Below are 10,680 nucleotides of genomic sequence, written 5' to 3' on the forward strand. Positions count from 1 at the left end.
AGGAAACAGTTTTTCTTATTTTGTTACAGGGAGCACGCTTTATTTCTGAGACTACTCTTTAATCAATAAAGTGCTTCATGCCACAATCAAATGAATAGATAAAATGCACAATACGAATGAGGGACCTATGTCAGAAGACATCTACGATGAGTACCCATCTTTAACCTTGGCGAAGGAAACGCTAGATCAGAATATTGAGCCTCTTAAATTGGGTCAGCGCATAAAAGATATCCGCAGTAAGCTAGGAATCACGCTGGAAGAGGCGAGTCAACGTACCGGATTAGCACGTTCAACATTGAGTAAAATTGAGAACGAACAAATTTCACCAACCTTTCAAGCGATGCAGAAGTTGGCGGTAGGTTTGCAAATCGATATGCCTCAACTCTTTGAACCACCAAGGAAAAAAGTCGCAACTGGGCGTCGAGATTTAACCAAGGCTGGCCAAGGGAAACCTCATCCCACTCCAACTTATGAACATGAGTTGCTTGCCACTGAACTTTCTAATAAGAAGATGATGCCGTTTAAAAGCCGTGTAAGAGCTCGTGCTTTTGAAGAGTACAATGATTGGGTGCGTCACGATGGTGAAGAGTTTCTGATGATTATCTCTGGCGATGTAATGTTCTATTCAGAATTTTACGAACCCGTTCCTATGAGCGAAGGCGATAGCTTATATTACGACGCGAATATGGGACACATGCTGATTTCCACTAGCTCAGAAGATGCGCTGATTTTGTGGGTGACCGCAAAATAAATCAACAAAATGAGAATTTCCTATAGTGAATGCAACCGTTTGCTAACGCTACTAATGTGACCAAATTGGCGAGGTGTTGTGCTAAAACCACTCAATATCATCTCTTTTATCGGGCGATATCGAGCTTCCAATGGGTTAACTGTCACATTTTGATCTGTTTTCATCTTGTTAAGGGGGCAAAATTGTCGCATGCTTGTTTATTATAATAAACACGGTTTACTCATGTCGATTCAAGTTTACGGAAGTGAATGATTAAAAGTGATTGGTAAAGGTTTTTGATCGCAGCCTTTATTTATAACGCTAACGATAAGACCTGAGTAAAAGACATCCTTTTTGCTATCTGCTCTTTCTAATGGAATTCACACTCGTTAGGACGACTCGACATAGAGATATAAGTGGCAGGCTTGATATAGGAAAGCCTGCATGCTTCATGGAGAATAAAATGACTCAAGAACACGCTAATCAAGACCTACTAAAAACACCGCTGCATGCACTTCACGTTGAAGAGGGCGCAAAAATGGTGCCTTTCGCTGGCTATGATATGCCCGTTCAGTACCCATTAGGTGTAAAGAAAGAGCACTTACACACTCGTGCTGCTGCCGGTCTTTTTGATGTTTCTCACATGGGGCAACTTCGTCTTCATGGCGCTAATGCCGCAGCTGTCTTAGAATCTTTGGTTCCTGTCGATATTATTGACCTTCCTTCCGGTAAGCAGCGCTATGCGTTCTTTACCAATGAACAGGGCGGCATTATGGACGATCTGATGGTTGCTAATCTAGGCGATCACCTATTTGTTGTTGTCAATGCAGCGTGTAAGGCACAGGACATCGATCATCTCACGGCACACCTTCCTGCTGATGTCGAGATGGAAGTGATTGATGATCGCGCTCTGTTAGCACTTCAAGGCCCTAAAGCGTCTGAGGTTCTTGCTCGTTTCCAACCAAGCGTTGCAGAGATGCTGTTCATGGATGTGCAAAAAATCGATATCGATGGGGTTGAATGCATCGTGAGCCGCAGTGGCTATACCGGCGAAGATGGCTACGAGATCTCAGTTCCTAACGATCACGCAGAAGCATTGGCGCGTAAGCTAACCTCAGAAGCTGAAGTTGAGTGGATTGGCCTTGGTGCTCGTGATTCCCTTCGTCTTGAGTGTGGTTTGTGTTTATACGGTCACGATTTAGATACAACGACAACACCAGTAGAAGCTAGCCTGCTATGGGGCATCCAAAAAGTTCGTCGTACTGATGGTGAGCGTGCAGGCGGTTTCCCGGGTGCCGATATCATCCTTGAGCAAATCGCAACCAAAGATGTTCAACGTAAGCGTGTTGGGCTTGTTGGTCAAACTAAGGCACCTGTCCGTGAAGGTGCTGAATTGTTTGATGCCGATGATAACAAGATTGGTGTGGTAACCAGCGGTACGGCTGGGCCTAACGCGGGTAAGCCAGTTTCTATGGCCTATGTGCGTAGCGACCTCGCGGTGATTGGTACTGAGGTTTTCGCTGAAGTGCGTGGTAAGAAACTGCCAATGACAGTAGAAAAAATGCCATTCGTTCCTCAGCGTTACTACCGTGGCTAATCGCTTTTAAGAAAAGATCACTAATTTAACCAAAGCCTACTGTTACTCAATTTATTGAGGATATTAACAGTAGGCTTTTTGTCGATTGGGCGGTATCAACTCGGTTGAATATCATTGGAAACGGCGGCCTAGACATGGATGTATAAAGTAAGAGTTGTGGTAAACCTCTTACAAATTGTTACTATACTAAAGGTGCGATGTGCTATTGTGTCGATTCATCATTCTTGTCAATAAGTAGTAAGGGTTACAAGGGGTTATCTATGTCTATCAACCATATAATGCGTCCGGTTCACAAAGCCGTTTTGGGGCTGTTAGCGCCATTTATTGTCACGTCAAGTGTTATGGCGGCAGAAAATACGCTCGAAGCGCCTCCTAACGTCGAGGTCACGCCTTATATCGTTAATGGTAGCAATGCATCGGTAACGGATTTTCCTTCAATGGCAAGCTTGTTTATTGATCGTATTGATTATGATGGTCTTTACTCCGTTGGCTCCTACTGTGGCGGAACAATTTTAGATCCCACGCATATTTTAACGGCAGCACACTGTATTTATGGCGATAAGGAGGCTCAGTTATTTACGGTTGTCATCCCTCAATTACAAGATACCTCGCAATTCCCTTATGGAAACGTTGAAAAAGTCCGAGTCTCTGAGGTGTATTATCGCGATGATTACTCGAACAGTTTGAACCAGCTATTACCAAATGATGTTGCCATCTTAAAGCTAGAAAGAGCACTCAATATCGATTCAGTTAACGATGTGGTTAAGCCTGCAGACGATGAGCGTTATCGTAGTCCTTCAGAGACGTTTACCGCTGTAGGTCATGGCGATACGAGCTCTGGCTTGCACGGCACTACCTTATTACAACAAGTCGACTTAACTTATGTTGATAAAGCCACCTGTGCCTCGGCGTTCTCGGCAGGTTCAAACTTAACGGATAAACAAATTTGTTTTATCGGAGACTATAGTAATTTCTCCAATTTATATGGTGGTACGTGCCAAGGTGATTCAGGTGGCCCCGTGTATTGGAAAGATGGCGCGGATTACAAGCAAGTTGGAATCACCAGTTTTGGGCCAGAAACATGTGGTGGCGATAATCGTGACAGGACGGTGAAGGTGACGTCTGTATTTACTGAAATCTATGACTATAAAAATTGGATTGATAGTGTGGTTGCTGGTAATGAAACGGCTAAGTTTGTCTCAACGGATGCCAAACGATCAGCCTATGTAAACCGACCAATTTCGTTTGGTTCAAGCAGTGGTGGCAGTATTTCATTTGCTTTGCTCGGTATGCTGATGTTGGTCACAGGAATGAGAAAAGTGGCATAACGTCGCGTTTTACATAGAGGGTAAGTCGACGCGTGTCGACTTACTGTGATTGGTATCATCCTTAAAGGGGGAAGCAAACTTTTTTGGTCATCTAATGAGTGTCTAACTCAAGGTTAGAATCACTTTCCTGCTGTATTTTTCAATGATTTCATCAATCTCTTTAACTGTGTCATCAATCGTTTTTATCCCCGCTTGCACCGTCCGTTTCTCACTGGGTCTCAATGCTGAAAAAGCGTTTTTTAGTTCGTTTTCATTCAACATATTCTGATGAAGCAATATCTCTTTGTAGGTTAACAGCCTATGCTGAATCACTCTGATCTCGCTCAGCGTATTTTTTGATTTTAATGCTTGTTTAATGCAAGGAAAGGCCAGTTCATATTGATTCGCAATTTCCAACTGTACGTCTTTGTCATTCTCAATTTGCAATTTTTATTATTCCCTAATACTTGATATTCAAGTTTACTCGCTTGCACGTTCATGACAGATATCATGATGAAACGTAACGTTTTTATCGGCTGCATCATAGGCTGTTAATGGCTTAAGTAAACGGCTGTTAGTCAATATGGTCTGCTTCTTGCTGAATTTAGGTCATAACTGTCCAGTGAGGGAAAGCTTATGTCACAAGAGCCTATCGTGATGGCGTTGATTGAGCGTAGAAAGCAAGCTCATTTGTCACAAGAAAAATTAGCGTTAAGTGCCGGGATGAGTTTGAAAACTTATCAGCGTATTGAACGGGGTGAGGCCGATATCAAAATGTCTCAATATCGTTCGATTATCAGAACCTTGAAACTCACAGATTTGGATGTCGTGCTTGATGTGGTTGGTGTGTCTCAAACGACCGCGGAAGATGTTACTGCTGCCAGTCGTTTATTGAACAGCGAAGAGCGGATGCTATTGATAAAGCTAATTCTCTCGGTCAAAAAACATCATTCGCTGCATCGGTGATGTGATTCGATGAGGCAGGGTATCAGCCAATTAGCTCACTCTTCCACGAAGTTGCTTGGTGGTGCTTCTTTGCTTTTTCGATTCTAAGCGTCTTTTCTGAGATCCACGCGTTGGCTTGGTTGCTCTTCTTGTTTTTTGCACTTTTGTTGCCTCTAGGATCAACTCTTTCAAGCGTGCTAAAGCATCGTCTCGGTTTTGTTCTTGAGTCCGGTACTGCTGCGCTTTAATGATAATCACGCCATCTTTGGTGATACGGCTGTCTTTGTGTACGAGGAGTCTCTCTTTATAGAAATCTGGTAGGGTAGAATGATTGATGTCAAAACGTAAATGGATAGCACTCGATACTTTATTGACGTTTTGGCCACCGGCGCCTTGTGCTCGGATCGCCGTTAATTGAAGTTCCCAGTCTTGAATCGAAACAGAGTTAGAGATGTGTAACATAAACATCCATATTGAACAGTAATATGGGCTCATGATACTGAATGTTGCTTAAGGTATCAGTAACTTTCTCACAGATGGATCTCTGTGATGAAAAACAGTTTTAACGATGCATAAGGAATTATCCTTTAATGGGCATCGTATGCCTTGTTAGGCAATTTCGCTCATTTCGCTACTGAGGAGTAAGCATACATTATTTCGCCCCGCTGCTTTTGCTTCGTATAAGGCTAAATCGGCGCACTTATAGTTGAGAGTGGGGTCATTGGTAATATTGGTCACTCCGCAACTGACTGTCACGATATCGTCGAACTCAATGCTGACTGCCACTTTTAAGCGGTTGAGTATGAACTCGGCTTCTTCGGTCGTGGTTTTCGGGAAAATAATACCAAACTCTTCGCCACCGATGCGCGCAACTAAGTCATTTTCACGACTTTCACGTTGTAAGGTTTTCGCGACTTTTTGAATCACGCGGTCCCCATAATCGTGGCCAAAACTATCGTTAATACGTTTAAAATGATCGATATCTAAGACAGCTAAGCAAGATTGACTTTGCGATGGAGAATGATCGACACGACGGCATTCCTCGCGAAGTTCGAGGTCGAATTTACGTCGATTCCAACACTCTGCTAATGTGTCTTTTTCACTCAGTGCCCGGAGTTTTTTCTCGAGAGCTTTATGTTTACTGATATCGACAAAAGACGCGACATAGAATTGAATGATACCCTTAGAGTCTTTGATGGTTTGTATTCTGAGTATTTCCGTAATTAACGAACCATCTTTGCAGCGATTGACGACTTCACCTTCCCATACGCCTACTTTTTGGAGTTCAGTCCACATATTGATGTAGAACTCTTGAGTGTAGCGCCCAGAGGCAAACATGGAAGGTTGACGGCCTTTTACGTCTTCGAATTCATAGCCGCTAACACGCGTAAACTCTTGGTTTACTTTAATAATTCTATTATTTCTATTGGTAATCACCAAAGCCGACATACCGTTCATCGCTGCTTTGGCTACTTGGCTTTCGATACTGTTTTTTTTGTGGTTTCTATTCCAAAGCACGAAAGCGACTGAAATTATTGAAATTAAGATAAACAAAGCAACGGATTGAATAACGGTTGATTGCTTGTCTTTAAGATACTGCTTTTTAAATTGTTGGTTTTGCATACGAATTACCATATACGCTGGGTCCGACAACTGCGTTAAATTAGCATCGATTCTTGAGTGAAAGTACCAATTGTCACCGTCAAAATAGCTAGAAGATGTTTCGCTTTGAATCGACAGCCAAAGCTTTGGGTATTGCTTTGCATAAGTGTTATCTGAATGTGCTTCAATTAAATGACCGAATGCTTCTTCAATATTTGGCCCTAAAATGATGTGGCCCAATTTATTAAGGATCACAGGCTCGGTTGCCGATGAACTTACTTGATAAATCAGACGCTTGTATATTTTTAGCATGTCTAGGTTTGCGATAAAGTAGCCTAAAATTCGACCTTCGGAAGTGACAGGTGTCATTATTCTTAGCACAGGAGCTAACGGGTAGGCGATTTCTCCATGGTCGAGTTCTAGATCGATGTTATCCGATTTGACTTCACCAATGTGTAATTGTTGGAGGGTTTTAAAGTAGCTGCGGCTTGATTTATTCTGTAGCTCGTTACTGGGCACCATCGTCGCTTTTTGGTTGTTATAACTTAGGTTGAAAACTTCATTTCCGTCTAAGTCTAGGTAACGCAGGCGAGAGTAATATTGGTGGCTTTGTGCCAGTACCACCCATTGATCATTGAGCGCTTGTTGATGATCTAATGAAGGGTCTTTAATCGCGCGCAGTAATATTTTTGAATCTGCCATTGAGGGCACAGCATTAAACGTTTCCTTCATAATACTGGCTAGCTTGTGGAAGATGTATTCGATTTGATTTTTACTGGATTGCTTAATATTTAACGCGTAGTCAACGTCTATCCTATTAAATTCAGACTTAAAATAGAGGGCGGGAACTAATCCAAGAGCAAACAGTGTGCAGAGAAATTGGCCGATTAGTTTTTTTATATTTGTATTCATCACTGTCCTCAAAGAATCAGCGCAATACTATAGATTTAAAAAGGCATTTAATGTGATCTTCACCCAGAATTTAGATTAAGATTTACATATGGCTACAGTTCAATAGCGACTTGTTTCAAAGGTGCTTATTTGTTGACCGAATAGTGGGCTCTTCTGCTAATCGCTGATACCTGCTCATCACGGCACGATTGTTTCGTGATGAGTAAATTTTCAAAGTTTGGAGTACTTGGCTGGATGTATTTTAATGATTAACTCAAGCCAATGACGTTGCCTTGCTCGTCAATGTCTAACGACATAAATGCTGGTTTATCGGGTAATCCGGGCATGGTCATTACATTACCGCACAAAGCGTAAATAAAGCCGGCTCCCGCACAAAGTTTTAGCTCTCTAACGGGAACGTTAAACTGGGTTGGGGCACCTTTGATGTGTGCTTCGGTAGAGATCGAGAGTGGTGTTTTGGCCAAACAAACCGATAGATGACTGTATCCATGTTTGTTGAAATCGTCGAGTTGTTGCTTTGCAAGGGGTGACAGAGAGATATTTGACGCACCATAACCCACTTCAGCGACTGCCATTAGCTTTTCTTCTAGGCTTTGCTCAGAGTGATACAAAGGCTTAAATTCACACTCTTCTTGACACGCTTTGACTACGGCTTGAGCCAACTGAGTCGCCCCTTCGCCACCTTGACCAAATGCTTCGCTTACTTCAACGCTGACGCTTGGGTCGAAATCACTGATCATCTGTTTCAAAGTACCCAACTCTTGAGCTGAATCCTGTGGGAATCGGTTAATCGCAACAACCGTTGGCACTTGGTATTGCTTAACGTTATTGATATGCCATTTAAGGTTCTCAAAGCCTGCAATAAGTGCGTCTTGGTCATCATTAAAGATTGAATCTGGTAACGGAGTACCCGGTTTAAAATCGTAGAGGCCAGAGTTTGCTTTTAAACCACGTAATGTTGCGACGATAACGGCGCAGTCGGGCTTTTTATTTGATGCTTTCACTTTGATATTGCACGCTTTCTCGAACCCCATATCGGATCCGAAGCCACCTTCAGTGACAACAAAATCACTCAGCTTCAATGCGATCTTATCAGCAATAATGGAAGAGTTGCCATGGGCGATGTTCGCGAAAGGCCCAGCGTGTATTAGGGTTGGAACGCCTTCAAGGGTTTGCATCAATGTAGGCTCAATGGAATCTTTCATTGTGACGGTCATCGCGCCAGCAACGTTGAAATCATCTGCAGTTAATGGCAAGCCTTGTCTATTGTATGCAAGCACTACTCGTCCGATGCGCTTTCTTAAATCTTGAAGGTCATCCGCTAGAGCAAGAATCGCCATTAGCTCTGAAGCGGCTGAGATATCGAATCCGTCTTCGCGCTCAACGCCGTTAATGGTTTTTTTAGCTTCGTTTTTGCCAACTGTGATCATGCGTAATGCGCGATCATTATGATCAACGACGCGTCGCCATACGATTCGATTGGGGTCTATGTCTAATGCTTTTAAACCACTGCGCGCTTCAAAGGCATCCAAACCTTCACGTTGTTCATGATACAAGCGTGCGTCAATCGCGGCAGAGGCAAGGTTGTGAGCCGCTGTTACTGCATGAATGTCGCCGGTCAGATGCAGGTTCAATTGTTCCATAGGGGCAACTTGAGAGTAACCACCACCCGCAGCCCCTCCTTTAACACCAAAGACCGGGCCCATGGAAGGTTGACGAATACAGGCGATTACCGATTGATTTATTTTTGCTAGACCTTGCGCTAAACCGATGGTGGTAACGGTTTTCCCTTCACCTAGAGGAGTTGGTGTAATCGCGGTGACTAAAACTAACTTGCCATCTTTTTGGTTATCGAGGCGTTCTAGCGACATGAGAGACACTTTAGATTTGTGTTGCCCTAATGGTTGGTGTTCGTTGTGTTGAAGGCCAGCTCGTTCAGCAACTTCACTGATGTTTTTAAGGGGGGTAGAGCGACAAATATCAATATCAGACAGCATATTTGATCCTTATATCAGAACCTAAAGGTGGTACGTAAACGTTTGCGTGGCGATAATACTGTATAAATCTGTCAAGTAAAGACAAACCACATGAATTATGTGCTTGGGAATAACCGATCTTAAAAGTCATTGCGCAAGATCAAATCTTAAACAAGCAAAATATTCGTCTGATTACCTGTCATTGTACGTACTTATCGGTTAATACCCAATATCTTCATAGACAAAGGGCTGCAAATAGCAGCCCTTTGAGAAATTAAATAGCAATTCTACTTGGGTGACAACTTAGGGTCGTTTAGCGGTCCCAGTATGTTTCTTCTAAACTGTCTTCACGCTCTGGTAGTGCACGAGACAGGCGAGGAGAGTGTTGAGTCAGAACTTCATAGCTTACACGGTTGGCGTATTTACAAATTTGAGACAGTGACGAGTACGTTAGACACGTGAATTCATGTTTCTCCGAATTCGGCACGTTGACTTGGTGATAGCTGTTGGCGGCCATGTCGTGAAGTAGAGCAGAAAGCGCACCATCACCAGCGCCATTGGTGTTCTTGATCTCAAGTGGGCCTCCGAGATAAGGACCAATGTGAGAGTAGACTTTTACTGGGTTTTGACAGTCTTGCTTGCGCATCGCACGGCTGAATTCATACTTGTTGAACTCTGGGATGTTACCCGGCAATAGCGGCAGAGTGGTTTCACGCTTGGCTAATTCGTCGGTATAACCTGCCATGTAAAGACCAATAGGACCCGCAGTACATAGGACTAGATCAACCCACTCAAGCGCTTTGTTAGCAGCAAGTAGTGGATCTTTTTCACCCGTTAATGCTTCACCTTCGTCTTCGTTCATCGCGACGATGGTGACGTTTTCTTTCAGGTATTCTTGCCACCACTCAGCGTTACCTTCGATCACATACTTAGTACCAAGCGTGAGTACAACAGGCACATTGTGCGCTTTCGCGTACTCGATCGCTTTTCGTACCGCTTTTGGCATCGGATCTTCGGGTTTTCCACGCATTAGGTATGACGACACAACCAATGCAGAAGCTTTCTCGAACACTTTTTCAGGAATGCTCTCTGGAAGCAGTTGGTTCATGTGCCCTTCATTGATCGCAAACGTACGTTCACCATCTTCAGAAATAAGTGTGTAGCAACGGCCAATTGGACCATCAACCGTTTGTAGGTGGTTTAGGTTCATGCGAGAAGATGTACGGCATAGGTAACGATAACCAAATGAGCCGACTTCAATCTTCTTAGACATAACACCAAGCAGGACCGATTTACTGTCTGCAAGTACAGAATAGTTATGTAATGTATTGCCAATAGTATCGCCAGGATATTGATGCGTGATCAACCCTCGTTCAACTAACTCTTCGTACAGCGCATCAGCTTTGCTTTCTTCCAATACGAGAGAGTGACCTTTACTCAACTGGTATTTTTCTAGGAACGAGTTGTCAACACGGGCTTCGATATCAACAATAGTTTGACCGACACCGACAATCGTGGCGCGGTGAAGCTTGGGCGTTTGTTGAATTTGGTTGACCAACGGATCACGTGCGTGAGTTGGAAAATAGTGCTTAGATTTACGCTGTCCAGGAA

The 10,680-nt window shown here is 43.4% G+C and carries 9 protein-coding genes; 4 read left to right on the forward strand and 5 right to left on the reverse strand.

All coding sequences use genetic code 11. The annotated features are described in order from the left end of the window. The first annotated feature begins 127 nt into the window (after positions 1-127). The 3 genes from L4B77_RS18070 to L4B77_RS18080 all read left to right on the forward strand — a co-directional run bounded on the left by L4B77_RS18070 (position 128) and on the right by L4B77_RS18080 (position 3,655). The gene (locus L4B77_RS18070; protein ID WP_261839947.1) at positions 128-751 is read left to right on the forward strand and encodes a helix-turn-helix domain-containing protein; all 624 of its coding nucleotides are present in this window, start codon (positions 128-130) and stop codon (positions 749-751) included. 442 nt (positions 752-1,193) lie between these two features. Then, positions 1,194-2,327, forward strand: coding sequence for a glycine cleavage system aminomethyltransferase GcvT (gene gcvT / locus L4B77_RS18075; RefSeq protein WP_429752119.1), 1,134 nt, complete (start codon positions 1,194-1,196; stop codon positions 2,325-2,327). 260 nt (positions 2,328-2,587) lie between these two features. Then, positions 2,588-3,655 (forward strand): S1 family peptidase, encoded by a 1,068-nt coding sequence (locus L4B77_RS18080; protein ID WP_429752121.1) that lies wholly within the window; start codon positions 2,588-2,590, stop codon positions 3,653-3,655. A gap of 102 nt (positions 3,656-3,757) precedes the next feature. Here L4B77_RS18080 and L4B77_RS18085 read toward each other — a convergent pair whose 3' ends face one another. Then, positions 3,758-4,081 (reverse strand): hypothetical protein, encoded by a 324-nt coding sequence (locus L4B77_RS18085; RefSeq protein WP_429752123.1) that lies wholly within the window; start codon positions 4,079-4,081, stop codon positions 3,758-3,760. 189 nt (positions 4,082-4,270) lie between these two features. On the opposite strand from L4B77_RS18085, the gene L4B77_RS18090 reads away from it, so the two are divergent. After that, positions 4,271-4,600, forward strand: coding sequence for a helix-turn-helix transcriptional regulator (locus tag L4B77_RS18090; protein ID WP_429752125.1), 330 nt, complete (start codon positions 4,271-4,273; stop codon positions 4,598-4,600). 30 nt (positions 4,601-4,630) lie between these two features. On the opposite strand, the gene arfB is transcribed toward L4B77_RS18090, so the two are convergent. The 4 genes from arfB to L4B77_RS18110 all read right to left on the reverse strand — a co-directional run. Continuing rightward, complete coding sequence (gene arfB, locus L4B77_RS18095; protein WP_261839952.1) at positions 4,631-5,041, reverse strand: alternative ribosome rescue aminoacyl-tRNA hydrolase ArfB; 411 nt, start codon at positions 5,039-5,041, stop codon at positions 4,631-4,633. A 147-nt stretch (positions 5,042-5,188) separates the two neighbouring features. After that, positions 5,189-7,093 carry a sensor domain-containing diguanylate cyclase gene (locus tag L4B77_RS18100; protein ID WP_261839953.1) on the reverse strand — a complete coding sequence of 635 codons (1,905 nt, stop codon included), beginning with the start codon at positions 7,091-7,093 and terminating at the stop codon, positions 5,189-5,191. Positions 7,094-7,341: 248 nt separating this feature from the next. Next, positions 7,342-9,090 (reverse strand): formate--tetrahydrofolate ligase, encoded by a 1,749-nt coding sequence (locus tag L4B77_RS18105; protein ID WP_261839954.1) that lies wholly within the window; start codon positions 9,088-9,090, stop codon positions 7,342-7,344. Between the two features lie 292 nt (positions 9,091-9,382). Further along, the coding region (locus tag L4B77_RS18110) for an inosine/guanosine kinase (protein WP_429752128.1) at positions 9,383-10,680 on the reverse strand (1,298 nt) is incomplete at its 5' end.

It is taken from the genome of Vibrio minamisatsumaniensis, assembly GCF_050337445.1.
GTDB lineage: Bacteria > Pseudomonadota > Gammaproteobacteria > Enterobacterales > Vibrionaceae > Vibrio > Vibrio artabrorum.